Origin of the sequence: Thermoproteus uzoniensis 768-20 (genome assembly GCF_000193375.1) — an archaeon.
GTDB lineage: Archaea > Thermoproteota > Thermoprotei > Thermoproteales > Thermoproteaceae > Thermoproteus > Thermoproteus uzoniensis_A.
In genome coordinates this window covers 91,866-115,832 of sequence record NC_015315.1, presented here as the reverse complement: position 1 = coordinate 115,832, position 23,967 = coordinate 91,866, and the positions used below count along the sequence as shown (strand labels likewise).

29 protein-coding genes are annotated in these 23,967 nt (G+C 63.3%); 17 read left to right on the top strand and 12 right to left on the bottom strand.

The window, feature by feature from the left end; genetic code table 11:
• Positions 1–13: 13 nt before the first annotated feature.
• Positions 14–973: a hypothetical protein gene (locus TUZN_RS00565; protein WP_052885981.1), complete on the bottom strand. Its 960-nt coding sequence runs from the start codon at positions 971–973 to the stop codon at positions 14–16.
• Positions 974–1,226: 253 nt separating this feature from the next.
• Here TUZN_RS00565 and TUZN_RS00560 point away from each other — a divergent pair, with 253 nt between their 5' ends.
• The 4 genes from TUZN_RS00560 (at position 1,227) to TUZN_RS11185 (ending at position 2,730) form a co-directional block, all read left to right on the top strand.
• Complete coding sequence (locus TUZN_RS00560) at positions 1,227–1,739, top strand: hypothetical protein (RefSeq protein WP_013678960.1); 513 nt, start codon at positions 1,227–1,229, stop codon at positions 1,737–1,739.
• 261 nt (positions 1,740–2,000) lie between these two features.
• Positions 2,001–2,411 (top strand): nucleotidyltransferase domain-containing protein, encoded by a 411-nt coding sequence (locus TUZN_RS00555; protein WP_013678959.1) that lies wholly within the window; start codon positions 2,001–2,003, stop codon positions 2,409–2,411.
• Entirely contained in the window at positions 2,399–2,602 is a 204-nt protein-coding gene (locus TUZN_RS00550) for a hypothetical protein (RefSeq protein WP_013678958.1), read from the top strand. Before TUZN_RS00555 ends, TUZN_RS00550 begins: the two co-directional genes overlap by 13 nt.
• Entirely contained in the window at positions 2,587–2,730 is a 144-nt protein-coding gene (locus tag TUZN_RS11185; protein ID WP_158305062.1) for a hypothetical protein, read from the top strand. The genes TUZN_RS00550 and TUZN_RS11185 overlap by 16 nt, the downstream gene beginning before the upstream one ends.
• Before the next feature lie 3 nt (positions 2,731–2,733).
• Here TUZN_RS11185 and TUZN_RS00545 read toward each other — a convergent pair whose 3' ends face one another.
• From TUZN_RS00545 to TUZN_RS00535, 3 genes are read right to left on the bottom strand one after another with little or no spacing between them, the layout of a single operon-like run.
• A complete protein-coding gene (locus TUZN_RS00545) occupies positions 2,734–3,036 on the bottom strand; it encodes a hypothetical protein (protein WP_148678537.1) in 303 nt (100 codons plus the stop codon).
• Positions 3,036–3,422, bottom strand: coding sequence for a hypothetical protein (locus TUZN_RS00540; protein WP_013678956.1), 387 nt, complete (start codon positions 3,420–3,422; stop codon positions 3,036–3,038). Before TUZN_RS00540 ends, TUZN_RS00545 begins: the two co-directional genes overlap by 1 nt.
• Positions 3,416–3,703 (bottom strand): hypothetical protein, encoded by a 288-nt coding sequence (locus TUZN_RS00535; protein WP_052885980.1) that lies wholly within the window; start codon positions 3,701–3,703, stop codon positions 3,416–3,418. Before TUZN_RS00535 ends, TUZN_RS00540 begins: the two co-directional genes overlap by 7 nt.
• Positions 3,704–4,636: 933 nt before the next feature.
• On the opposite strand from TUZN_RS00535, the gene TUZN_RS00530 reads away from it, so the two are divergent.
• On the top strand, positions 4,637–5,158 hold the full coding sequence (locus tag TUZN_RS00530) for a PaREP1 family protein (RefSeq protein ID WP_013678954.1): 522 nt from the start codon (positions 4,637–4,639) through the stop codon (positions 5,156–5,158).
• A 346-nt stretch (positions 5,159–5,504) separates the two neighbouring features.
• Here TUZN_RS00530 and TUZN_RS00525 read toward each other — a convergent pair whose 3' ends face one another.
• Positions 5,505–6,266 (bottom strand): hypothetical protein, encoded by a 762-nt coding sequence (locus TUZN_RS00525; RefSeq protein ID WP_013678953.1) that lies wholly within the window; start codon positions 6,264–6,266, stop codon positions 5,505–5,507.
• Between the two features lie 163 nt (positions 6,267–6,429).
• Between TUZN_RS00525 and TUZN_RS00520 the strand changes: the two genes are divergently transcribed.
• Entirely contained in the window at positions 6,430–7,419 is a 990-nt protein-coding gene (locus TUZN_RS00520; RefSeq protein ID WP_013678952.1) for a hypothetical protein, read from the top strand.
• Positions 7,409–7,711, top strand: a complete 303-nt coding sequence (locus TUZN_RS00515; RefSeq protein WP_013678951.1) for a hypothetical protein — start codon at positions 7,409–7,411, stop codon at positions 7,709–7,711. Before TUZN_RS00520 ends, TUZN_RS00515 begins: the two co-directional genes overlap by 11 nt.
• A gap of 375 nt (positions 7,712–8,086) precedes the next feature.
• Here the strand turns inward: TUZN_RS00515 and TUZN_RS00510 are convergent, their stop codons facing one another.
• Positions 8,087–9,523 (bottom strand): AAA family ATPase, encoded by a 1,437-nt coding sequence (locus TUZN_RS00510; RefSeq protein ID WP_148678535.1) that lies wholly within the window; start codon positions 9,521–9,523, stop codon positions 8,087–8,089.
• A 245-nt stretch (positions 9,524–9,768) separates the two neighbouring features.
• Between TUZN_RS00510 and TUZN_RS00505 the strand changes: the two genes are divergently transcribed.
• From TUZN_RS00505 to TUZN_RS00475, 7 genes are all read left to right on the top strand, one after another.
• On the top strand, positions 9,769–10,251 hold the full coding sequence (locus tag TUZN_RS00505; RefSeq protein WP_013678949.1) for a PaREP1 family protein: 483 nt from the start codon (positions 9,769–9,771) through the stop codon (positions 10,249–10,251).
• Between the two features lie 190 nt (positions 10,252–10,441).
• Positions 10,442–10,639 (top strand): hypothetical protein, encoded by a 198-nt coding sequence (locus TUZN_RS00500; protein ID WP_013678948.1) that lies wholly within the window; start codon positions 10,442–10,444, stop codon positions 10,637–10,639.
• A 62-nt stretch (positions 10,640–10,701) separates the two neighbouring features.
• Positions 10,702–11,580, top strand: a complete 879-nt coding sequence (locus tag TUZN_RS00495; RefSeq protein ID WP_420804566.1) for a prephenate dehydratase — start codon at positions 10,702–10,704, stop codon at positions 11,578–11,580.
• A 44-nt stretch (positions 11,581–11,624) separates the two neighbouring features.
• Positions 11,625–11,861 carry a hypothetical protein gene (locus TUZN_RS00490; RefSeq protein WP_013678946.1) on the top strand — a complete coding sequence of 79 codons (237 nt, stop codon included), beginning with the start codon at positions 11,625–11,627 and terminating at the stop codon, positions 11,859–11,861.
• A 65-nt stretch (positions 11,862–11,926) separates the two neighbouring features.
• Positions 11,927–12,436 carry a hypothetical protein gene (locus TUZN_RS00485; protein ID WP_013678945.1) on the top strand — a complete coding sequence of 170 codons (510 nt, stop codon included), beginning with the start codon at positions 11,927–11,929 and terminating at the stop codon, positions 12,434–12,436.
• Positions 12,437–12,451: 15 nt separating this feature from the next.
• Positions 12,452–13,003 carry a hypothetical protein gene (locus tag TUZN_RS00480; protein ID WP_013678944.1) on the top strand — a complete coding sequence of 184 codons (552 nt, stop codon included), beginning with the start codon at positions 12,452–12,454 and terminating at the stop codon, positions 13,001–13,003.
• Positions 12,981–13,238 carry an Sso10a family chromatin protein gene (locus TUZN_RS00475; protein WP_052885978.1) on the top strand — a complete coding sequence of 86 codons (258 nt, stop codon included), beginning with the start codon at positions 12,981–12,983 and terminating at the stop codon, positions 13,236–13,238. The genes TUZN_RS00480 and TUZN_RS00475 overlap by 23 nt, the downstream gene beginning before the upstream one ends.
• Here the strand turns inward: TUZN_RS00475 and TUZN_RS00470 are convergent.
• Genes TUZN_RS00470 through TUZN_RS00465 form a run of 3 tightly spaced genes read right to left on the bottom strand, consistent with a single transcriptional unit; the run spans position 13,235 to position 16,098 of the window.
• Complete coding sequence (locus TUZN_RS00470; RefSeq protein ID WP_013678942.1) at positions 13,235–15,385, bottom strand: DEAD/DEAH box helicase; 2,151 nt, start codon at positions 15,383–15,385, stop codon at positions 13,235–13,237. The two genes, TUZN_RS00475 and TUZN_RS00470, sit on opposite strands and share 4 nt — an antisense overlap.
• A 22-nt stretch (positions 15,386–15,407) precedes the next feature.
• Entirely contained in the window at positions 15,408–15,629 is a 222-nt protein-coding gene (locus TUZN_RS10930; RefSeq protein WP_148678533.1) for a zf-TFIIB domain-containing protein, read from the bottom strand.
• 40 nt (positions 15,630–15,669) lie between these two features.
• Complete coding sequence (locus TUZN_RS00465; RefSeq protein WP_013678940.1) at positions 15,670–16,098, bottom strand: CBS domain-containing protein; 429 nt, start codon at positions 16,096–16,098, stop codon at positions 15,670–15,672.
• A gap of 103 nt (positions 16,099–16,201) precedes the next feature.
• Here TUZN_RS00465 and TUZN_RS00460 point away from each other — a divergent pair, with 103 nt between their 5' ends.
• Positions 16,202–16,708: a DNA replication complex GINS family protein gene (locus tag TUZN_RS00460; protein WP_148678532.1), complete on the top strand. Its 507-nt coding sequence runs from the start codon at positions 16,202–16,204 to the stop codon at positions 16,706–16,708.
• Here the strand turns inward: TUZN_RS00460 and mcm are convergent.
• Positions 16,705–18,750 (bottom strand): minichromosome maintenance protein MCM, encoded by a 2,046-nt coding sequence (gene mcm / locus TUZN_RS00455; protein ID WP_013678938.1) that lies wholly within the window; start codon positions 18,748–18,750, stop codon positions 16,705–16,707. The two genes, TUZN_RS00460 and mcm, sit on opposite strands and share 4 nt — an antisense overlap.
• 298 nt (positions 18,751–19,048) lie before the next feature.
• Here mcm and TUZN_RS00450 point away from each other — a divergent pair, with 298 nt between their 5' ends.
• Positions 19,049–20,308 (top strand): Glu/Leu/Phe/Val family dehydrogenase, encoded by a 1,260-nt coding sequence (locus TUZN_RS00450; RefSeq protein WP_013678937.1) that lies wholly within the window; start codon positions 19,049–19,051, stop codon positions 20,306–20,308.
• Position 20,309: 1 nt separating this feature from the next.
• Here TUZN_RS00450 and TUZN_RS00445 read toward each other — a convergent pair whose 3' ends face one another.
• Positions 20,310–21,215, bottom strand: coding sequence for a 2-hydroxyacid dehydrogenase (locus TUZN_RS00445; protein WP_052885977.1), 906 nt, complete (start codon positions 21,213–21,215; stop codon positions 20,310–20,312).
• Positions 21,216–21,332: 117 nt separating this feature from the next.
• On the opposite strand from TUZN_RS00445, the gene TUZN_RS00440 reads away from it, so the two are divergent.
• Positions 21,333–22,331 carry an ATP-binding protein gene (locus TUZN_RS00440; protein WP_013678935.1) on the top strand — a complete coding sequence of 333 codons (999 nt, stop codon included), beginning with the start codon at positions 21,333–21,335 and terminating at the stop codon, positions 22,329–22,331.
• A 3-nt stretch (positions 22,332–22,334) separates the two neighbouring features.
• Here TUZN_RS00440 and TUZN_RS00435 read toward each other — a convergent pair whose 3' ends face one another.
• Positions 22,335–23,906: an ATP-binding protein gene (locus tag TUZN_RS00435; protein WP_013678934.1), complete on the bottom strand. Its 1,572-nt coding sequence runs from the start codon at positions 23,904–23,906 to the stop codon at positions 22,335–22,337.
• Positions 23,907–23,967 lie beyond the last annotated feature (61 nt).

The window sequence follows — 23,967 nt, the reverse complement described above, 5'->3', positions numbered from 1 at the left end:
CGCCGGCTCCGCGTCAGTACCCCCCGCTCGACTTGGCGACGGCCGCCTCGGCCTCCTCCAGCAACTGCCTATACCGCTCGGGGCTGTAGGGGCCGACCCTCACGGCGGAGAGTCTGAGCGCCACGTCGACGGCGACGGTCTCGTTGTAGAGGCTCAGCCCCATCCGCAAGTCGACGTACGCTGACAGAGGCACGCCGTAGGCCTCGCAGATCTCCTCGGTGTAGTTCCCCGTCCCGTTCAGGAGGCCGGCCAGGCCGGGAATAGAGCCGGCGCTCGCGTTGCCCGCGCCGCGGAGCTCAACCCCCGTGTAGTTGAGGTAGGTGCAGTTCCCCGACGCCCGCACGGCTCCCCTAAACAGGCCCGAGAACGGCTCCGTCTCGTTGACAGGCGCAGTCCTCCCAACGCAACGCCCCCCGGAACAAGCCACAATGTAGGTGAGGTTCCCCTTGGCCACGGCCGTGTACGACACCGACACCGGGCCACGTCCCGGCAATACCGCGGTCAAGTTAAAGATGCTGTAGTTGCCCAGAGGCCCCACCCCCTGGAGAAGCCACCCCCAAAGCCTCACCGAGATAGAGCCCATGGTGACGTTCATGGACACGGTGTAGTTCGCCTCGAAGTAGCTACCGTTGAAGAGAGGCGGCCGGGCCGGCGGGCCCGTCGAGGTACGCACGGCCGAGGTCTGGGCGACCGACGACGTCGCGGAGGAGGCCGTCTGGGTAGTTGTGGAGGCGCTCGGCGGCGGGCTAGCGGAGGTCTGCCCGGCGGAGCTCCCCGTCGCGGACTCCGTCGACGTCTGCCCGGCGGAGGTCTGGACAGATGCGGCTGTCGACGTGGTGGAGGCGGCCGAAGGCGGGGTTGTTGCGGTCGCGGCGCTGGGCGCAGACTGGCGGAGAGACGCGGGGAGGTAGAGCAACGCAAGCAAGGCGGCGACGACCAAGACGGCGATGGCTATCAGCCAGACCCTGGCCATATACAATTTGGGGGCAATAAATATAAACGTTGCGCGGGCGCCGCGGCCCCACAGAGCTGACAGGAGAGGCGGCCCCCTTCCCGGCCTCTCGGCGGCCCGGAGTACGCAGGCGAGGGAGCCGAAAACCGAGGCCGCACGCTCCGGGACGCGCCCGTCCGCGCCGCGGGCGGCTTTTGCATAGAGGCGCGCGGGGGGCCCATGCGGAGGCGCGGGCACTTCTAAAAGTTTTTAAGAAATAGCGCCGTCGATTTCCGTGTCCGTGGATCTCAAGACGCTTGAGGAGGTTGTGGAGAGGGCCGTCAAGAAGGCCCTCGCGGAGGCCCGTAGCGAGGAGATGAAGGCAGTCGCCGAGGCTTTAAAGGCGCTGGCAGACTACACCAAGGCCGGGTTCACACAGCTAAATAAGCGCGTGTCCGCGCTCGAGGATAGTGTGGGCTCCCTAACCGAGGCAACTCTCTCTCGCTACGTGTGGGAGGATTTAAGGCTTGAGGTAGAGGGGCGCGGAGAGAGGGTGCTGGCCCGGCGCCGCAACGCCCGCGTGGACGGCCTAGACGTCGATCTCCTCGTGGAGACGGATAGGTCGGTGTACGTGGTGGAGGTTAAGACGAGGCCGAGGAGGAGGGATGTAGACGCAGTGGCTAGGAAGGCGGAGGCCGCCCGCGGGGCTTACGGCAAGCCGGCAGTGGCTATCCTCGCCGGCGTCAGGATAGGAGACGACGTAGAGAAATACGCAAAAGGAAAAGGAGTGCTCGTGTACAGATACTAACCGCTCCCGCCGCCAGTCGCCGCGAGCAACAGCCCTCCACGTCCTCCGCCTCTATGCAGAGAGCTCGGCGCTTGGCCGGTGTGGCGTGTGGATCTGCCGTTTTCGACGACTCGCGTCCCTCGGCCGCGGCCTTCGGCTCAGACCCCCGCAGGTCCGAGCCCGCGGATGCCCGGCCCCGATCCCCGCTGGGCTTCCGGACATATACCGCACCGGCCTATTCCGACGGCGGCCACATTATTAAACCTCAGCCACGTTGGTGGCGTGGGCGTCGAGGTCCTGCGCTCCTTCCCGTGGGCGAGGTACGGCGTGGTTTTCTCAGTGCTGTTCGGCTCCAGGGCGTGGGGTAGGGCTGTGAAGGGGGATTGGGACATCGGCGTCTGGCTGGAGGACGTGGATAGGGATTTGGACCTCCTGCAGGATCTGGCGAGGTTTCTGGGGGTTGGGGAGGACGGCGTGGACCTAGTCGTCTTGAACCACTACGAGAGGCTCCCGTGCTCTCTGGTGATAGACGTGTTGGGCAGAGGCAAGGCGATATACTTCAGGGATCTGGACGAGTTCCTCGAGATCAAGGCGAGGCTTCTGTACCCCTGCTTCGACTTCATGATCGACTCCGAGAAGCTCGACCTCCTGCGGACGCAGATAGAGGCTGTGACCGGAAAATGGCGGCGTTAGAGCGCATACTGAAGCTGCTCCTGCACTACACGTCGTTGCTGGACGGCATCGACGCCGGCGATCTGGGCGACGTCTACAAATACCTCTCGGCGGTCTATCTGCTCCAAGTCCAGGCCCAAGCGCTCATCGACATAGCGGTGAGGGCGGCGGCCGCGCTGGAGGCCCTAAACGCGGCATGGCCGAGGAGCTAGACCGCATAGTTGAGGCGTACGGCCGAGCCCTTAGAGATAGAGCGCCGATCTGGATAACCCGCTACGCATCCGGCGACACGAGAGGCGGCATCAGGGGGTCCACAATAGGCCTCGCGAGACTGGACTAGGATTTAGCCCTCCACAACGAAATGGGGAGCACTCCCCGGATCTGGGAACACGGTCACGATTAAGTAGCAACGTTGCGTCTTCGCCACCACGACGCGCAGGGTCTTACATCTGTACTTAACCACCGTCCTCCTCCTTTCAAGCTCCAAGCCGATAAGCCTATCTGGAACGACGTCCGGCTCTCCGCGGCGGAAGATAGCATCTATGTTCGAAGCCACAGCCTCCAGAAGCTCCAGCCCGGCGTATTTCGCCACGTCGAGTCTGTGCTTCTCTAACGCATGCCTCGAAAACTCCACTCCGCATCCCATTACCCCCTAATGTTCCAACCAGCGGCTGTGGATATGGCCACGCAGGGCTCGCCCAGAGGCGTCACGAAGCCCTCGGCGGCCGCGACGGCCAGCGGCTCTACATATATGTCAAAGACCCTCCCCTCGGCCTTAACCACGGCACGGGCTAGTCTAACGACTCTAAACTTGAGAGGCTTGTACGGGACGCCGCCCCCCATACACACGCCGGCCGGGAGGGCCGGCCCCTCCTTAGACCTAGCCGCCACCTCTGTGGCGACGCTCACCGCATACCCCTCGCCGACCTTTGCGATCTTCACGCCGGCGATCCTATACGTGATGAGCAGACCCTCGGCGTCTATTTCGCCTGCCTGCTCCTCCACCACCTCAACCTCCAGAGGCGTCACCATATCTCGAACCCGGCCATCTTCATCCTTCTCACCACCTCGCCGTACTCCCCGCCCCACTTCTTAACCTCGAGATCAACAGACCACACACCCAAGTCATCTGCAAAAATTACAAAATTTCCACTCCCCTCGATGACGTACTTAGGCTCCCCGTCCCTCAACCTAATCGAGACGACCTCTACGCCCGAGTCGTAGTAATACCGCACCCGCCTCACCTCAACCGGCTCGTACACCACAGCGTTGCTGACCAACTCCCTATGCACGTTCCTAACCCACAAAGACACGACATATGGGGATGCGTAGCTATTTTAATTCTACCTCACCAAGCCACGCAGACGACAAGCCTAAAGACCTAGCGACGACAGGCGTATACACGACGTATGTCCCATCTACTGGGGAAGTGTGGATCTTGTTGAGGACGAATTGGCGATTTCGCCGGATCGCGCCTTTCTCCGTTGGGGAGGGTTTGGGTCCCGCGGCGTGTGGTCTGTGCGTAGTCTGTAGTGTCTATGTTCGGGGCTCTAGCGTAGATCTCCTCGTGGCGAAGAGCCTCCCGTGTTGCCCGATGTGGGGTTTTAAGGGCGCGGTGGCTAGGGGCCTGCCGAAGCGGCGGTGCGGCGCAAAGCCGCTGTAGCCGTCGTACCGCGTTGCGGATCCCGCCGACTGGCTGGACAGCGCCGTCTGTCTCTGTCGTGGTCCGGAGTGGCGGAGTTGCAGGCCGCCGCGATGGGCGCCGAGCGGGGGAGGGGGTGCCGACTCGTGGGCGATTAGGTTCTAGAATCCAGCCCCTCCTTCCATTCGCCAGGTCTAGACAGCGCTTGGGGCTGGATGCTGAATGGTGCTGTTTTCAATTCTCGGGTCGACTGCGTTGCGTTGGTGCGCGGCGGCGGAGAACTCCGGCAGTCGAAATTTCCCTCTTCTCCGCTTGTGGTGGCTGGCACCCCCTGCGTGGGGCTGGGCGGCTCATGAACAGGGGCTGAGGGCGGCTCAACGGCTGGCTGGGGGATCTCTCCAGGCGGGGCACTCGCGTGGGGATGCGGAGGCCGCGCGCCTCCGAGGGTCGGGGAGTATGGGCTTTTCCCAATGGCTGGTGTGGCGCATCGGCGCCGGCGGGGTGTGCCTCCGGGGGCGGCGGCGCCTAGGCGCTCCGTCTCTAGTTTTTTCACGGCCGTGTGGTGGAGGTGGTAAGTTTTTTAGGCCGCTGGGTTGGTGGGTGTGTGGAGTTTCCAGTGTTGAGTAAGCCGTGGAGGGATTTGGAGAGGTACCGGGAGGCTAGGTTGCGGGAGGCGCAGGTGGAGGCGCGGCTGGCGCTGGAGTTTCTTGAGGATGGCCTTATTCGAAACGCCGCCGGCAAGGCTTTTCAAGCCTGGAAGGCCTACCTCGCCGCTCGTCTGGCTGAGAAGAGGGATGTGTTGAGGGGTCTGTACCCGGGGTCGAGGAGGGTTAGGGTTGGGGAGGAGGAGGTAGAGGTGGAGGACGTGGACGTGGTGATCGCCCTGGTGCCCACGGCTCAGATGTTGAGGCTTTCTGGCGTGGTGGGCGGGGACGCGGTGGAGCTCACGGCGCTGGCCTTGGACCTCCACCGCTACCAATACAACGGGCCGGATCCCGAGGGCTTCTTCTCCGATGTGCCGGATGACAGAACGGCGGCTCTCCTCATCTGCCGCCTGGCGGAGAGGCTGGCCGCAGACAGGGACTTGTTGACGAGGGTCTGCGGCGTTTCTAGAGGCGAGGCCTAGGGGGTCGTCGCGTCTGCCGCCTCTCTCGCGAGGGAGGCGGCCACCTGGGTTGGGTCTCTGGCTGACCGCCTCGGGGTGCCCGCATCCGCCGCGACCGGCCCGCCAGGCGTCTCAACGCCGCCGTGAGGCTTCTCTACTCAGCCTCGCCTGTGGAGCCCACGTGGAGGCGGCCGCGGCTAGGGAGCTAGAGTCTGGGGGCGGCCGACATAAGGATTGCGAAAGTCAGCTGCGGCCTCAGACCCGTCTACATCCAGCTGGGCGAGGGCTGTCGGCCCGCGCCGAGGCGAGCCGGCGCTGTTCTACCGGCGGGCTGGCGACGTCGGAGGGAGCGCCTCCACTGTGCTCGTCAATGGCCCCGCCCTAGGATGAGGATGTAGCCTGCCTCCTCGGCGCGGCGGCGTAGGTGCTCGGCCACCTCCTCCGGCGCGGACTCGACGGCGAGGACGGCGGCGTATATCCTCTTCTTCAGGAACCTCTCCGCGGCCTCAACGGCAGTCTTCAGCTGGGCCAGAGCCTCCTCGGCGGCCTTCACGGTGGGCACGGCGGCCTTGACCTCGGCCACGACGGGCGGGTCCGGGCAGAACACGTCTACCTCCTTGACCCCGTCGATGAGGAGGGAGGCGTGCACCGTGGGCCTGCAGCGGTACCCCTTGGCGGAGAGCCACTCCCTAATCCACTGGGCGGTGTAGAACTCCAGCGATACCCCCAGCGCCTCCTGCAACTGCTCCATCGCCGACCTAATCCACTTAAACTCCCTAAACGCCCTCTCCCACCTCTCCTCATTCTCTCTCCACCGCCTCTCGTTCTCTTGCCGCCTCTTTTCATTCTCTTCTAGGAATTTCCGCCATGTTTCATACCACTCCTGCCACCTCCTCTCATTCTCAAGCCATCTCCTCTCGTTTTCCTGCCACCGTTTTTCGTTTTCTTCGAGGAATTTCTGCCATGTCTTGTACCACCGCCTCCACCTCCTCTCGGAGTCCCGGCGGAGGTTTCTAAGCTCTTTCAACACCTCCCCGAGCCCAACGGCCCCAGCCACCGCCAGCCTAAACTCCTCGTCCTCCTCCAACGCCCTCAAGAACCTCCGCTTCTCCTCGGGGGTGAGCCCCACGTTCTATATACCGCAACTCTTTATAAACGTGTGACGGCTCGCGTGGAGGCTCGGCTAGTTTTTCGTGGGGTGCTCCGTCTCGTCCCCCGCCACGGCCCCGGCGGACAGCTCGCCGTAGCTCCGGCCCGGCACTAGAGCTTTAAATAGAGACTCTCTTCAGCGTGTGGAGGTGTACGTCCGCAACTTGGGCCCGCTTAGCGAGGCCGCCGTAAAGCTCAGCCCCATAACCCTCTTCATCGGCGTAAACAGGTCGGGGAAGAGCATCCTCGCCAACGCAATCTCGGCGGTGACCACCGCGTTTGCAGAAGCCCAGCGGGAATACGCCAGACTATATGCAGAGGAGAGGCTGGGCAGATACGCAAAGCCCAAGAGCTTGGCCCAGCTCTTTAACGAAAAATTTCAGGGGGAGGTCTTCAGCATACCGGTGAGGAGGGGGGAGAGGGAGGCCGTGATCTCTATAAAATACGGCGACGCCTCGCTCGTAGTTACCATCGACAACGTGGCGAATTTCTCTGTAAAGGGAGATATGTTCGAGAAGGCGGAGAAGACGACCCGAGACACGTTGCGCGTGTCCGCCCGCGGGGATTTCGACTACACGCCGTACCTCTACTCCTGGAGGACGCTGGGTAGGTGCCAGAGGATTTACCCAGAGGCGTTGCGGTGGATCACCAAGACTTTCGACATAGTCTTGATGGGCGACGCGGTCTACGAGGGGGGCAATGCCTATAGACACGTATCCTCAATGGTGGAGTCCCTGGTGGACTTAGGAAGGCGGGGAGGTTGCCAGAATTTGGTGCTGGAGGAGCCCGAGGCGCATCTCCACGACGACGCCGTGTTCGAGCTGGCCAAGTTTATCTACGGACAGGCGTCGGGAGGCCGCGGCTTCCTGGTCACGACCCACAGCGACTTGCTCGCGGCGTGGGTTGCGGCCCTCGCGTCTCATCCAGACCCCGGAGAGCTGGGGGTGGAGCTGGCCGGCGGAAGGCCGGAGGTGAGGATGTACCGCTTCAGGCTTAGGGCAGTCGGCGACGCCTACGTGGAGGAGGTGGACCTGTCGGGGGGCGAAGTGGATATGGACGAGCTACAGCTCAAGGTGATGGAGGAGCTGAGCAAAGCCCTTGCGCGGATTAGAGATGCGTTGCGTGCCGCTTGACAAAAACCACGAGATAGACGGGGTTAGGGGCGGCGAGGACGGGCCTATATGCGACGCCGTGTGCGACTGCGTGGCTGTCGAGTGCAAGTCGGCGCTCGGCATAGACGGGGACGCGGCCGCCCAGCTAAAGGCGTGTCTGAGGCGCATGGAGTGCCCCAAGAAGAAGGCGGCTTTCTGCTTCCAGCGGATGAGGATGCCCGGCCGCTACGTGCTCCAGTACTACCGGGCTGAGCTGGGCGTCGAGGTGTTGCTAAACCCCCGAGAGATATGCGCCGCGGCTCGCTGTAGCTAGCCCGGCGAGACCAGCTGATTCTCGTAAGTTGCGGAGGTGAGGGACGGCGCGGCGCGCGTAGTCTCTACGCCGCGGCTCGTAGCCTCAATACCGCTGGCTCCGACTCGTCGTTTGCTAAGCCCCCTAGCTGAATCGCGGCTACGTCCCAAATGGTTCCTCTCTCCTTTGTAGCGCGACACGGCCAGAGCCGTGGCGAGGCGTCTGCGTTAACTGCGCGTTTACAACACATGTCAATTTCGTGGAACGCATCTAAGAAGCCTCCACTGTAGGTGTGCCCTCAACGCCTCGGCGGCCTCGCAGAAAGGCGCTGGGTAGACGAGGCGCGGCTGGGGCCTACGTAGGCCGGCGCCGGCAGTCCTCCTAGGCTCCAGAGCCCTAGCGCCGTGGCTGGCGGCGTGCGCCGTCGCCGGGCTTCGCCGAGCCGCCGCGGGCCGCGTCTTTTTGAGGAGCATGTACATCTGGAGGGGGCTGCGTGAGGTTTTGGAGGAGGGTTGGGAGATCTATGAGGTCCGCCTCCTCCGTCTCCGCGGTGAAGGACTTGGCGAAGATGGCCAGCCGCGTAGTCCAGCCCGGGGGGATGAGGATCTCCGCGGCCTTTTTGAGCTTCGGCACTATTTCGCGGGGGTCTGCGGCGCCCCATTTGGCCTCGGCCACCACCGCGAACCTCCTCTCCTCGTCTACTCCCAGGGCGTCTACGTCTAGCTGGACTCGCCTGCCCCCCTCTCTGAGGTGCACCGCCTCCTTGGCCACTTTCTTGACGGGGTAGAGCCTCGGCAGTATCTGCCTAACGGCGGCCTCGAAAGCCCACGGGTAGAAGCTCTCCAGCTCCCTGACGGCAGCCTCCTCCAAGGCCTCCCCCGCGGCCACGTCGCCGTGTCTGTACACGGACCTCAGCCAGTAGGCGTAGAACCTATCTCTAACCTCGTAGTAGACTCTCTTGCTCTTGCGCCGCTCCAACACGCCGAGGAGGTTGACTAGGTCGTTGAGGTAGGGCGGGAGCGACGTGGCCTTCACCCCGGCGCGGCTGGCTATCTGCTCCAGCTTGGTGGCGCCTCCAGCCACTGCGTCTAGAATCGCCAAGTGCGTGCGGTACTCCCTCCCGAGAGACTCGGCGAGGACGAACTCCACCTCGTGCCTCAAAGGCCCACCCTCCCCCGCCACTAGAAGCCTCGCGGCCTCCTCCGCCGTCTTCACCCCCCACTGTTGCGCCAGGCGGTAGTAGTAGGGCACTCCGCCGAACAGGAGAAAGAGCTTGAAGGCCTCCTCCCCCGCCACGCCCATGTCGGCCAGCCACTGGAAGACCGCCGGAGGCTCGAGCTCGCCCAGCTCCAGCACCAAGTCCGCCCTGCCGTAGAGGGGAGACCCAGCCTCGGCCACGAGCCTCTTAACCATGCCCGCCACCGACCCCGTGAGGATAACCGAGGGCTTCTCCGCCCGGGTATCCCACATCTTCTGCAGTATGTAGGGCACTTCAGGCGCCGCCTCCAAAAACCACTGAAACTCGTCGAAAGCCACCACGTACCCCCTAAGCTGGAACAACGCGTCGAAAAACTCCTCCCAATCCGCAAACCGGACGTAGCTGGGGAGGCCCGCGGCTCTCCTCAACGCCTCCCCAAACTCCTCCAGCAACGCTCCCCGGGGCTTCTTCGGGTTGACGAAGAAGTACAGGTGGGGCCTCGCCGAGAGGAAGGCCAGCACCAATGCGGTCTTGCCGATTCTCCTCCGGCCGTACACCACGGCGAGAAAGGGAGGCTTGAGGCGCCCCAGGAGAGCCAGCTCCCTCTCCCGCCCGTAGAGTTTTATTACGGCCATAATAATTACATACATAATAAGATATAAATAGACAGTCCCCGGCGGCCGGAGGCGGAGAGCCGCCAGCTACGCCTCTGCAACCAAAACGTCTTCCCGGCCCCTCGCGAAATGCCGACGCGGCGTAGCCGAAGTCAACGCCCCAGCGGCCGCGTCTTCGCAGAACGCAGTCCACATCACCGCCGCGTCTGCGGGGCGCGGACTTGCGCCCAGCGCGGCTAATTATATAATGGGTTACAGGATTAGACGTGGAGTCGGCGGCGAAGCCGTGGATCGACCTCGATAAGTACCGCGAGGATAGGCTGAGGGAGGCCGTTTACGAGGCCGAGCTAGCCCTCCGCTTTCTCGAAAACGGCCTCTATAGAAACGCGGCCGGCAAGGCGTTTCAAGCCGCGAAGGCTCTGCTGGCCGCCGCGGCGGCTCAGCACAGGGAAAGGCTCGCCGGCCTCTACCCCGGCGAGAGGAAGATGGGGCGGGGCCGCCGGGCGGCCGAGGTAGATCTGGTAATCGCCCTAATGCCCACAACCAGGATGAAGGAGGTGGCCCAGCACATAGGCGACAAGGAGTTGGAGCTGGCCGTAGAAAAGGCCCTAGACCTCCACCAATTCCAGCACAACGGCCTCAACCCCGAGGGGGTTCTGTCGCGCTACAGGTCGCTGGATCAAGTCAAGAAAGACGTAGAAGACGTAGTGGAATACGTCAGAAGGGCCGCAACGCGGCGGACAACATAAGGCTTGAGGAAGAGCGCGGGGCTTTAGTCGTCGACTATACACGGCGCCGAGCTGACTAGCCACAGCGTCTGCCGGCCTCGCGGCTCCCACACAGCGCCGCCGCACTGCGCGTTCGGCGCGAGTCGAGCCACACGCCGATTTAGGGCTCCAGAAGGCCGAGGTCGTCCTGGCCAAGGCCTCCTCGAACGGCGTGGTGAGGGAGATCCTCGACGTCGCGGGCCGCCGGGGGCTCTACGTGGTGCTGCGGGCCGTAGAGGTGGGGGGGGCCAAGCGCATCGGCATATCTCCGGGGGAGGTCTGGGGTCTGGGCGGCGGCGCGAGGTACAAGGCGCGCCTCGTCTTGGACCTCCCGTTGAGGGCGGACGTGTACGCGGAGGCCGATCTGTAGGCGCGGCCAATCTATATAAATCCGGCCGTTCCGCCCCTCATGGACTGCGCGGGGTTCGGGATCTGGAGCGCCGCATCCAGGAGCTGGTCGAGCTGAGGGCGTCTTGCCCTGAGCCTCCCTCTATCGGCGGCGAGCTCGGCGCGTTTCTGGCCTCGCTGATATCCAGGCGCCACAAGCCCGTCGTCGCCTACCTCGGCCCGGAGAAGTCGTTCACGTGGGAGGCGGCCTCCTCCTACATGCCGGGCGCCTCGCTGGTGCCGGCCAGAACAATCGGCGAGGTCTTCGCCATGGTCGAGGGCGGCTCCGCCGATCTGGGCGTGGTGCCTTTCATGAACTCGCTAGAGGGGCCCGTGGGGGAGACAGTAGACTCCTTGGCTACGCGGAACGTCCGCATATCCGCCGTCTTGGAGATGAGGATCGTCCTCTGCTTCGCCAAGAGGGGAACGCCGCGGGTGGTCTACTCCCACCCCCACGCCATAGCCCAAGCCCGGCGGCTCCTCTCCTCGCTGGGGGCCCAGGTGGTCTACACCAACAGCACAGCCGAGGCCGTCAAGGCCTTCGAGACCTGCACCGACTGCGGGGTCTTGGCGTCGCCGAGGGCCCTCGTCGGCTTCGAGGCCCAGTGCGGGGTCGAAGACGCCGAGAGCTACACCAGATTCGCCGTCATATCGCCGGCTGGGTCCGGCGGGGGCCGCTACGCCGCCTTGATATTCGCCGTGCCGAACACGCCCGGCTCTCTCTACAGAGCGCTGGAGCCAATCGCGGCGGCGGGAGTCAACATGTCCCTCATATACTCGAGGCCGACGCGCCTCTCTCCCTGGGACTACTTCTTCTTGGTGGAGCTGGAGGTGGGCGACGGGCTCGACGGGCTTGTGTCTGCGCTTAGGGGGAGGACCACTCTTCTGAAGGTCGTCGGGAGGTACGACGTGGTTAGGCTCTAACCGATATCGAAAGATTTAAATATATCCGATATCTGTTTCGATACATGTGGTGGAAGAAATGGGCGATGGGCTGGGGCGGCGGCTGGTGGTGGAGGGGGCCGCCCGTCTGGGGCCCGACCTACGACGAGTGGCTCGACCTCCACTTGAGAGCCGCCGTGTGGCAGATCAGGGGGCTGGCCCAATTCGTCAAGGAGAACGCGGGCCGTCTAGATCCGCAGAGCAGGGAGGCGCTGGCTAGGGAGCTGGAGGAGCTCGCGAGGGAGCTGAGGAGGCAACAGTAACCCCCCTTTTTCCCCTACTCACCTGAGGTGAGTTCGTCTTTTAAGTCCGTGCGGCCGCGCTCCCCATGAGGCGGATATGGATCGTAGCGGCCGCCGCGGCCCTCGCCGTCGTCGCGGCCTATATAGCCTACGCGGCTGGGCAACAGACAGCGACCTACCCCGCGGGGCACAGGCCCGGCTACAACGCCGTTTCTTGCCCACCGGGTGTCGCAGTACGCCCACACGGCTGGCCCGCCAACGCCTCAGCGTACCCGCCGACGGCCGAGAACTTAACTGTGGCCATGTCGTCGGGGCAGGTGTCGCTGGACTTGAGGCTGGTCGGCATAGTGAGGGGGCCCTACGGCGTCGCGCAGGTTGTGGCCGGTAGCGGCGTCGTGGAGGCCGGGGGGCGGACCTACTCGGTCGAGAGCGCCTTCGGCGTGGTGGGCAGAGGCGCCTTCGCGTTGCGGCTCTATACGGGCGACGCCCTCATATACGTCGCGTACCGCGGAGGGATCTATAGGGCGGTCGTCCAGCCGCTCGGCGCGGCTCAGATGACGGTGTACTACGGCAACGCCACAGCTCAAATAACCTAGCTTTTTTCCCGTCCCGTGTTCCTCGTACCCAACCTCATCCTCATCGCCGTATCGCTCTACGTAATTGCCAGGGGGATCCAGGCCTATAGGTCTTTCAGAGAGGCGAGGATAGGCCTCTTCGCCATGGGCCAGATAGTCTTCGCGTTTTCCCTCTTGCTGGAGGGCTTGGCGGGGGCCGTGGCGGCGCCGGGCCTCCTCAGGCCCTTGGCCCCCCTAGTGCTCCTCTCCTACCAGATAATGGGGGCCGGCCTGCTCCTGATAGCGATCTCGGTCTCTCCCTCCGCCGCCTACGCCGTATTCCTAGCCCCCGAGATCCAGCGCGCCGACCCCGCCTTGAGGTCCTTCCTGTTGCTGGCGGCGGACGCCGGGCTGGCGGCGTATATAGGCGCCGTCCTTCTCTACAGATCTTTGCAGGGGCGCGGAAATCCGCTTGTGGCCGCGGCGTACCTCCTCTTCTCGGCCAGCCTCGCGGCTATGCGCCTCTACGGCCTCGCGCTGGTCTTGAGGACGGCGGCGGCTGTGTTCCTGGCGGCGGGGGTGACCTATGCCGAGGCCGAGAAGAAGTAAGATAGAGATAATAGCGGACGTGCTCTCGGCCTTGGAGCCGGGGTGCTCGAACCCCACGCGCTTGGCCACAGAGGCCAATCTGGCCTACGACAGGCTGTCGAGGCTGTTGGAGGAGCTGGAGAGGAGGGGCCTTGTCAGGCGGGACGCGGGGGAGGTCTGCATGACAAGGGAGGGGGCCCGGTTCCTTTCGGAGTACAGGAGGTGGCGGAGCTTCTTGGACGCCTTCGGCCTCTAGCGGGCCCACCTGGCTATCCCTTTCTGGTCTAAGGCGGCCCTCGCCTGCTCCACCACGCTGGCGGCCAGCCTCTCGCCGAAGCCCGGCAGGCGGGCTATGTCGGCGGGCTTGGCCCTCGCCACGTCGGCGAGCGTCCTGTAGCCTGCTTGGTAGAGCGTCCTCGCCCTTACGCGGCCCACGCCTCTGAGGTTCACGACGAGCTCCAGCAGCTCCTCCCTCACGCCGTATACCACCCGGTATGTTGCCCTCAAGGCGCCTTCGGCTCTCTGGGGGAGGCCCACGGCCGCGGCGAGCTTCGAGGCGGCGGTCCCCAGCCACTCGAAGAGGTCGGCGTACACCCTCACGTCGCCGGGGCCCACGCCGTATTTCTCGTATATCTTGTCCTCCGGCGCCTCGTTGGCCCACTCCCACAACATCTGGACAGTCTTGACGGTCTGCCTGAACTCGTCGTCCTCCTCGTCGAGGGGGAGGTCGGGGAACGATCTGGCTATCTCGGCCGCGATCTTCTTGTCGAGGCGGCCGCGCCATATCTTGGGCACCTCGGGGGACGCGGCGACGATATATATGTAGGCCACCGGCGAGTCGCCCCTCATCGCCTTGAGGAGGTCTATGTACGTGGCGGCGGTCTCGGGGTCTACGTAGAGCCGGGAGACGAGCCTCCCCAGCGGCGTGGCGTGGTAGGCGCCTCCCGCCTTCTCAAGGAAGCCCCAGGCCACCAGCTGGTCCAAGGCCCTCTCGGCCTTGCTCCTCGCTATGGACATGGCGGCTGGCCCCAGCTGTATGTAGGCCAGCGTCGCCGAGAGGTAGTCGACTATTTCGTCCTCGGTGTTGGCGTACCCGCTCCCCACTACGCCGAGCAGGTGGGATCTGAGGTTCACGTCGGAGAACAGCTGGGACCTCACGGGCTCTATGGCGCCCTTTATGTACCTCTCCATTATGTATTCGGCCTCCCGCTCGCTCGAGGCTATCGCCACGGCCTCGCCGTAGGGGTCGAGGCCCGGCCTGCCGGCCCGCCCCGCCATCTGCCTGTACTCCATGACTGGTATCTCCTCGACGCCGGTCAACGGGTCGTACCTCCTCAGCTCGGCTATCACTACCCTCCGCGCTGGGAGGTTGACCCCGGCGGCCAGCGTGGTGGTGGACACGACGACCTTTATTACGCCTTTCCTGAAGCCCTCCTCGACGATACGCCTCAGCTCCAGCTCCAGTCCGGCGTTGTGGAACGCGACGCCTCTGGCGACCACCTCCGCCAGCTCTCTGCCTATGATCTTGCTCGCCGCCGCCTCTTCGACCTTAGCGGCGAGGTCTGCCGCCGCCTCGGGGTCTATCAGCCTCCTCCCGCCGGCCGCCACGGCCTCGGCTATCCTCCTCGCCGTCGACACAGTGGCCGACCTGCTGTTGACGAAGACTAGGGCCTGCCCGCCGTTCTCCACCGCGTCTAGGGCCAAGGCGACCTCGGGGTCGGCGCCTTTGGGTATATGCCTGACGCTCCCGTCGGCGTACTGGATAGCGCCGTCTGCGTAGACCCCCTCCATGAGGGGAACGGGCCTCCAGTCGGACTTGACCAGCCTGGCCCCGAGCCACTTGGCCAGAGCCTCGGGGTTCCCGATCGTGGCGCTGAGCGCGACTATCTGCGCCTTGAGGCCAAGGTACTTGACCTTCGCCGCTATGGATTCGAGGACGGGCCCCCTCTTGGGATCGCCGACGTAGTGTATCTCGTCGAGGGCTATGAGGCCCACCTTGTTGAGCCAGCTTGGCCTATGCCTCAGAAGGCTGTCGAGCTTCTCGTACGTCGTTATCACCACGTCGTATTTGTGGAGCCACGCGTCGTCGGAGTCGTACTCTCCCGTGGACACCGCCACGTCGACCAAATCGCCGTAGTAGGAGAAGTGGAGCTGTTTCTCGTAGGCGAGGGCCTTGAGGGGCACTGTGAACACGGCCATCCTCCCCTCGAGCGCAGTCTTCACGGCGGCTACCTCGGCCAGGAGAGTCTTCCCCGAGGCCGTCGCCGTGGTCATCACGACGTTGGCGCCCTCCAGGATGCCGGCCCGCACGGCCGCCTCCTGCGGGGGGTAGAGCCTCTCCACGCCCCGCCTCCTCAAGGCGTCCCTCAGCCCGGGCGGTATGGGCAACGACGAGACGTCCACGGAGGGGGCTGGCGGCCGGTATTTAGGCCTTCATAGCAAGGCGGTAGGCGTAGGCGGCGTAGAGGAGCTCCATGAACCTCTGCCACTCGAGCCTCCCGCCCGAGGCGAACCTAGCCGCGGTGCGGGCGTCGGTCCACACCCTCACGCCGCAGGCCGGGCACCTCAAGGCGGCGGAGCCCCTCCTCTCGATATATACCAACGGGGATCCGCAACGGGGGCATCTATACGTCGTCTCGAACCACAGATTGCCGGGGCTCCCGGCTTAAAAAGGGCGTTGGTTAAGATCAGTCGGCGGCGGGGCCCCTCTCCTCGGCCTCTCCGTACTCTATCAAGCTACGGAGGGTGCTCTCCTCGCCTATGAGGTCCCTTATGGATATCACGCCGTAGAGCTTGCCGCCCTTAGTGACGACCACGTGCCTAATGTTGTGGGTCCTCATGACCTCGGCGACTTTCCAGAGAGGCTCCGACGCCTCGACAGTTATGACGGGCGAGGTCATGTACTTCTCGGCGGGGGTGTTGAGGTCGACGCCGGTGGCTATGGCCCTCACGATGTCCCTCTCGGATATCACGCCGAGCGGGTTCTGGGGCGCCTTCTCGTCGACCACGACGACGATTCCTATCTTCCTCTCGGCTAGGGTCTTCGCGACTTCCTTCAAGGTCGTCTTGGTCGAGACCGTTATGGGCGGTTTCCTTGCCAACGTCTCCGCGTTCATGGAGGCGCGTAGAGATCTAAATAAAAATCTTTTCCAAATTATAGATCTAACTATTTCAGATCGGGTCGCGGGAATCTTTATAACTCTACGCGCCGGCTCCCGTATGCCTGTCGTCGTCGGCGTCGCCGAGTCGCGGCGCGTCAGAGTCCAGATAGTCAAGGATTTGCCCCAGTTCATGGGGCTGGGGCCCTACAAGGCGGGCACGACGGCGTTGCTCCCCGTCTACACCGCCTTGAGGCTTGTGGAGATCGGCGCGGCGAAGATCGACGAGTCCTCTCTCCTCAAGCCGCAGGAAGTCGCCGGGCTGAAGTTTGTGGAGGAGCGGGAGCAGCTCCCGGCCAAGCTCCCGGACGACTTCTACGCCAGGCTGAGGGCTACCGTGGCCCAGCTGAAGAAGGACGGCGACTCCAAGACGCTCAGCGCGTTGATCGGCGCGGCGAGGGATCTCCTCATCAGGAGAGTGGAGAAGCTGGCTCGGCTCATAGCGGCGTCGCCGGAGTTGATAGACGACGAGGAGTTCCAGGGGAGGCTGGCGCCGGAGGAGAGGGCCCTGGCGCTGGCCCTACACGGCGAGGTAAAGGCCCTTCTGGGCGAGATCTTGAGCCCCTAGGCCCCTATCCTCTTGACGTATCCGGGCCTCGGCGTGTAGAGCTCGCCGTTCCTTATCATGAGGTCCACGAGCCTCTGGGCCTCCGCCCTCGGCACGCCCGCCTTCTCGGCCTCGTCCAGCAAGGCGTCGAGCTTCACGGGGCCCTTGTAGGCCTCCTCCAGCTTCTTGAGGAGCTCGGTCAGCTTTATGTAGGCCTCGCGGCGCGACGCGGGGACTCCCGTCATTATGGAGTCTATGTCGACTACTCCAGACTCCAGGTCTATCCCGACCGACTTGAGGAAGGCCAGATACAGCCTTATGGCCCTCTCGGCGTCCTCGGCTGTGGCTATGGGCGACAGCCTCATCTTGGCCTCGGCTATGGTCAGGCGTATGAGCGCCTCGAGCTGGCGGGCGGTTATGGCTATGGCCGTGCCGGGCCCTTGGTAGTGCCTCCTCATCTCTAGGTAGAACTGCCTTATCCTGTCTTTGGCCTCCTCGCTCAGCTGGGGCTTGACGTGCCTCCTGGCGTATATTATGTACTTGCGGAGGAGGTCCGGCTTTATTATGTCCTTGAAGGACTCGGGGAGGGCGCCCGTGTGTAGATCCAGTATGTGGGTGGCCACGGCCTTGTCGTAGTCCTCCTGCGGCTCGTCCCTGACGACGAATATGAGGTCGAAGCGGCTCAGCAGAGAGACGGGGAGGTCTATGTTCTCGGCGACGGTGCGGTTGGGCAGATAGCGGCCGAAGGCCGGGTTGGCGGCGGCGAGGACGGCCGCCCTTGCGTTGAGAGTCGCCACTATGCCGGCCTTGCTTATGGAGACGGTCTGTTGCTCCATGGCCTCGTGTATCGCCACTCTGTCCTTCACGTCCATCTTGTCTATCTCGTCTATTATGGCGACGCCCTTGTCGGCCAGCACCAACGCGCCCGCCTCCAGGTAGAAGTCGCCCGTCAGCTTGTCCCTCACCACGGCGGCTGTGAGGCCGGCGGCGGAGGACCCCTTGCCCGTCGTGTAGACGGCGCGCGGCGCCACCTTCGCCGCGAATTTGAGCAGTTGCGACTTCGCCGTGCCCGGGTCGCCCACCACCAACACGTGTATGTCGCCCCTGACCCTCACCCCGTCGGGGTACACTATCTCGTTCCCACCGAAGAGGAGGCAGGCCACGGCCTCCTTGACCTCCTCGTGGCCGTATATGGAAGGCGCTATCGACCTCACCACGAGATCCCTCACGTCCGGCCTCCTCGATATCTCGATTATCTTCTTCTCGTCCTCCTTGGTTATGTCCTCGACCAGCTCCTTGTTGGTGGACTCTATGTGGACCGCCGAGAGGAAGGAGCTGAGGACAGGCGGCTTCCCCTTCTTGAGCTCGCTGATGGCTAGGTCCAAGATGCCCGTCAACGACACTATGTCCCCCGGCTTCACCGAGTCTACCAGGTCGTCTAGCACGACGACCTCGACGGATCTCGGCAGTTGGCCCGGCGGGAGCTCCTCCGGCCTCTCCTGCACCACCAGCTTCTGCCAGTCTATATACTGCGAGAGCTCGGTCACGAGGACGAAGGACTTCGCGGCGCCGCATCTGGGACACCGCGAGGGGGGCTCCACGTGCCTCTCCAGCTCCTGCACCAGCTCCAGCTCGTATCCGCACTGGGTGCATCTGTAGAGGGCCCTGTGGAGGAAGTGCTTCGGCGGGGTCTGCCTGGTGACTATGCCCTCCACCTTGATCAGCCGCCCCACGTACTCCGACCGCAACTTCCTAAGAGGTATTGAGTAGGGCGATCCTTTGACGCGGAAGTAGAACCTCCTGAGCCGTCTGGCCGTCTCGGGATCCTTCTCCTCCACCACCTCCCTCACTGCGGCGTCCGCCAGCGGCAGGACCTGCCTCGGCCTCTCGACCAAGAGATCGGCGAGCTCCTTGTCGTGTATCAAGACGTCGTTGAAGTCCACCTCGAGGCTCCTCTTGTGCTGGACAATCATGTTGACGACCTCGTCCAGCACCTTCTCGTTCGAGAGGATGAAGTCCTTCACCTTGTTGCGCACAGTCTCCTGAGCCAGCTCTACGGCCACGGGGAAGTTGCGCCGGGCAAATTTAAGAGCTCCATATACAGGTACTGAGGGGGGAGAGTATTCCGCAAATATTGCGGCATGTCGGCCGAAACCGGCTATATAGGACTTATAGATCCCATAGTTTATTATTATTCATAATTTTCAGATTTATATTTATATTTTACGTAAATTCTTAGAAATATATAATGTTTAAATTGTATTAACCATTGTATGCGAAATAATATTTATGAATAAATATATATAATGTTCTATTTGTCTATATTTATTAAAACTTATATATTTTCGAAGAATAGTACACATGCAACCAATACAGACAGGCGAAAACGCGTTCCTAGTTTCTGTCATGAACTACCTCAAAAGGAGCATATCTCTGGGCGGCTTTCCTGCCGAGCTTTACGAGTTTCTTTCTAGGCCTAAGAGGGTTCTTGTTGTCTCTATTCCGGTTAGGGTTAATGGTGGGGTTGTGTTTTTTGAGGGGTATAGAGTTCAGCATAACGACGCGCTTGGGCCCTATAAGGGGGGTATCCGCTTCCATCCGGAGGTGTCTCTGGCTGACGATATGGCTCTCGCCACCATAATGACGTTGAAGAACAGCTTGGCTGGGTTGCCCTATGGAGGGGCTAAGGGGGCTGTTAGGGTAGACCCGAAGAGGCTTTCGCCTCGGGAGTTGGAGGAGCTGTCGAGAGGCTATGTTAGGGCTATAGCGCCGCTTATAGGGGAGGAGCTAGACATACCGGCGCCCGACGTGGGGACAAACAGCCAGATAATGGCCTGGATGGTAGACGAGTACTCCAAAATAGCCGGGAGAAACGCCCCCGCAGTATTCACCGCGAAGCCGCCAGAGCTATGGGGAAACCCGGTGAGGGAATACTCCACAGGATTCGGAGTAGCGGTCGTCGCTAGGGAGATGGCGAAGATCATGTGGGGAGATATCCGGGGGAGGACCGTGGCGATACACGGAGCCGGCAACACGGGGGCGTGGGCCGCCTATTGGCTCGAGAACATGGGCGCTAAGATCGTCGCCGTGTCGAGCACCAAGGGGACTGTGGTCAACACGAGCGGCATACCGTCGGAGCTGATCCTGAAATACTACAGGAGGGAGTTAGAGTTCCAAAAGCTCCCCGGCAAGTTCGTCAACGACCCGTCGGCCTCCCTATACGTCGATGCCGATATTCTTGTTCCTGCTGCTCTTGAGAATGCTATTACTGAGGATAATGTGGGCTCTGTTAGGGCTAGGCTTGTGGTGGAGGGTGCTAACGGGCCTACTACGCCTGAGGCTGAGAAGGCTCTTTACGAGAGGGGCGTTGTGGTTGTGCCGGATGTCTTGGCTAACGCTGGGGGTGTTGTCATGTCTTACCTCGAGTGGGTTGAGAATCTGCAGTGGCTTATGTGGGACGAGGAGGAGACTAGGTCTAGGCTCGAGAGGATTATGGCGGAGAACTTCAGGAGGGTACACCAGAGGTGGATACAAGAAAAGAGCTGGACTATGAGAGACGCCGCATACGTAATAGCCGTAGAGAGAATATACAAGGCAATGAAGGCGAGGGGGTGGATATAGGCTAGGTATAGTCCTCCCTTTTTGCTATATTTCTCGGCCTTTCGCCCCGGACCCAGCGGAGCAGGTTGTCGACGGCCTCCTCCATCATGCGGCGCCAGACCTGCTCGTTGCCGTAGCCGCCGGCTATCCACGGCGTCGCCACCACGTTGGGCCTGGAGATTATGTCGGCGTCCTTCGCGAAGTCGTTCCTCGCCCACCAGACGTCCGACGCGAATACGAAGCCGGGCCTCTCGCGCAGTATCTTCTCTACGGCCTCCCTCTCCACGACCTCGGCCCTCCCCACGTTGACGAAGACCCCCTCGGGATCCATGGCGGCCAGGTGCTCGTACTTCACAAGGCCCCTCGTGTGTTTGGTCAAGGGGAGGGCCGAGACGGCTATCCTCGCGCCCGACATGGCCTCGAGGAGATCCGCGGTGAAGGTCCACGGCCCCTCCTTCCTAGTCCGCGAGAAGCCGTATACGCGGGCCCCCAGCGCGGCCAGCATCTCGGCTACTCTGGTCCCGATCTCGCCGAGGCCCAACACGGCGGCTTTGGAGCCGGCCACAAGGGGTATCCCCACATCCCTCTTATAGTCGCCCCTCTTCATCTTCTCGTTGTAGTGGAGGACCCGCTTATATGCGGCGAGGGCCATAGCCACGGCGAACTCGGCCACCGCGACGGCGTTCGAGCCGGCGTTGCCGGCCACGACCACGTGCGGAGGTATGGCCTCCCAGGGGAGGTGGTCCAGCCCGGCCGTCACGACCTGTATAAACTTCAGCCTCGGCATAGATCTCAGCTCCTCGGCCGTAATCTTGAAACACAAGGCGGCCTCTGCCTCGGCAATGCGGTCCCTCCCCACAATCTCCACGGTCTTCGACAGCCGTTCGGCCAGATCTGGGGGCAGATCCACAGACACGTACACCTTCATGGACCCCTCCGCCGACCAGCATTTAAGCATATCTCCGACCGCCCCAAGCGCCCGATCTCCGGAGAGTCGCGGCTGAAGGCCGCCGGTGTTGATATAAAATGACGTCCACCAGTTCGCGTGGGGCGTATCAAGCTTAGGCTGGCCGGGTTCGCGGTAGACTTCGCCGACCGCGAGGCCGCGCTGAGGCGCGTAGAGGAGTGGGCCGACAGAGGCACGGCTCTTCCCCACGTGGTGTACGGACCCGAGGGCTGCGGAAAGACCGCCTGGCTTAAACAGTCTGCGGAGCTTCTCAGGGAGCTGGGCTTCGAGGTGATCTACGTCGATCCTCTCCATCTCCAGTTCGCGGCGTATACGGACATGGGGGATTTCGTGGAGAGGCTCGCCGAAGCCGCCGCGGAGGCTTTCGGGGTAGCCCAGCTGAAGCTCGCGGCGCTCGCCGTAGAATTCGCCAAGGAGGCCATCAAGAGGAGGAAGAGGAAGGTCGCCGTGCTGGTCGACGACGCCTTCTCGGCGATAGGCCTAGACAAGGCCGCTATATACGTCAAGGGAATGTTGGGCCTCATCGAGCACCCGCCCGGCGAGTACGAGAAGGTGGTAGCCGTCGCGGCCGCAAGCGAGGGGGCGAGCCTGCGCGAGATAGGCAGACATTCGTGGGCCGCCACAGACCTCATGTGGAACATGTCGAGGGAGGGCTTCAGACAGCTGTACGACCAGCTGCCGGGCGGCAAGCCGCCGCTGGAGGAGGCCTTCAAGCTGACGGGCGGAAACCCGCGGATCCTCGAAAGGCTCTATGAAGCCGGTTGGGACGTCGACAAGGTCGCCGCCGACATGGCAAGGGAAAAGGGGCTTTCGCGCGGCTTCGTAGAGAGGTGGCGAGACCGCCTCAGGGAAGCCGTCGACGACCCCGACCGCCTATGGCACAACGCGCCGGAGGAGCTCGTCGACGAGCTGGTCGAGAGGAACCTAATAGTGTACTTCCTCCCGGACAGAGACCGGGGGCACTGGGTCGACGCGCCTCCGCCGGAGAGAGACCCCGAGCTCGGGATCGGGAAGTACGTAGCGTGGCAGACGCCGCTCCACAGAGAGGCCGTCAGGAGGGCTTTAGGCGCAAGCTAGGCGTCAGGCCCTCGGCGCCAGCCTGGCCCCGACCCCGCCGTGTTGCGTCCAGCGCTCCCCGACCTTGACGAGCAGAGGTAGCGAGACGGAGACGCCGGTGACCAGCGCCGCCTCCTCGTCGAGCCCTCTGAGCTGATAGGGGTCGTCGAGGTGCTCGGCGACGGCGGCCACGTACTTCAGATCCACGGGGTTTATTATCCTCTTGAATATCTGGGTCATGCACTGGGAGAGGGCGTCGGGATCGAGCTTGGTAGGCCTCTGAGAGATGAGGCACAGCCCCAGCCCGAACTTCCTCCCCTCCCTCGCTATCTTGACCACGTAGGGCTTGCTGACGGGCGACTCCCTCGCGGGCACGAAGTTGTGGGCCTCCTCCACCACCACGAGCGTCGGGATGTTCGCCCTCCTCAAGGCGGCTTTGTACATGCCGTCGAGCGCCACGGCCACGAATATCCGCTGGTCGAAGAGGTCTAGGCCCGAGAGGTCCAGCACCTTTATCCCTCTGCTCGTTAAAAGCCTGGCCGGCTCGAACAGCCTCACAGGCTCGCCGTTGAAGGTCTCGCCGTAGCGCTCCAGGAAGATCGGGCTACCCTTGAAGAGAGCCCTCAGCCTCCCGGCGAGGCCGCCCATCGCCATCTCGCCCGCGTATCCCCCCGGAGCCGCCGCCTTGCCGCCCTCCAGCACCTCCTCGACCAGCTGCTCCAGATCCGTCAGCGGTTGCCTGTCGCCGTAGGCCGTGGCGGCCTGCCACCCCTCCTCCAGTATCCTCCGCTGGGCGTCGGTCAGGCCGTAGGTGCCCTCCAGTATCCGCTCCAGGACCCTCAAGGGGAGGGACCGGGGATTCAGCGCGACCCGCTCGTAGCGCCTAGCCACGCCGAACCTCGCCTCGAAGGCCTTGTCCTGCGCCGACACGTCGACCTTCCCCACGACGTAGACGTCGACGAGGTCGGCCACCGCCTTGCCGGCCTCGGACCTCGCCACCTGCATGGCCGAGTACTCGCCGTGGGGGTCGAAGACGACGACAGAGACCTCTGCGGCGTTGACGAGGCGTTCTATTATGACGCCGGCCAGCCAAGACTTGCCCGCCCCAGTGCTGGCGAGTATGGCGCAGTGTTGCGTCACGAGCCTCGTCGCGTCGACCGAGGCCGGGATGTCGTAGCCCCAGACCGTCCCCAGCTCGATGTACGGCCCCTCGCCCCGCGGCGCCAGAAACTCTGCGACGAGCTCCGGCGGGGCCCTATAGACGTAGTCCAGAGGCCTCAGAGGCTTGGAGGGCCTCCTCAGCCTCCCGCCCCTCAGAGCCCCCACGACGACCGCCTTGGCCTCGGTGTAGTAGAGGAGCGACTCGGCGCCCAGATTCTCCTTTATGTACTTGACAGACTCGACGTCGTCTAGCTGGGCCACGAGCCGCGGGTCGACGACGGCGTTCCTCCTCCTCACGGCGACCACCTTGGCGAGAACCTGCTCGTCGGAGCCCGCGACTAGGAGAGAGCCGCCCTCGGCCTCAACGCCGATGAAGGTGCGGAATATAAAGTAGTTAGTCGACGGCACCCGCACGACGACGCCTATCGGGTCCACGTAGCCGCGGCCGCCCCCACTTATTAGCGCTTTGGACAACAAAAAGGGCGGAGCTTGACGG